Below are 285 nucleotides of genomic sequence, written 5' to 3' on the forward strand. Positions count from 1 at the left end.
CTTATAACTCACGTTTTAATTCTTCAGTGATTTCTTCAGTATTTCCTCGTAACGTGATGCAAGTTTCATCTTGGAAATTGTCATAAGGATATTTTGTTGCGACGTGGCGGATTGCTGTTTCACTTTGAATTTCTACAAATCGATCGTAATGTTCAACACCGAACATTGCTTTTGCAGAATCAACTACGTTATATACGATAACGGCTGCAATTTCAATTGGATTTCCCTCAATATCGTTTACTTTTAACTTCTTACTATTAAAGTTTTCAACACGTAACGATACGT

Annotated in this window: 1 pseudogene; it reads right to left on the reverse strand. The window is 34.7% G+C overall.

The annotated features are described in order from the left end of the window. Positions 1 to 4 precede the first annotated feature (4 nt). A pseudogene (locus ACSG5Z_RS31980) lies at positions 5 to 285 on the reverse strand (SPFH domain-containing protein); the annotation flags it as partial.

It is taken from the genome of Bacillus pretiosus (genome assembly GCF_051294775.1).
GTDB lineage: Bacteria > Bacillota > Bacilli > Bacillales > Bacillaceae_G > Bacillus_A > Bacillus_A wiedmannii.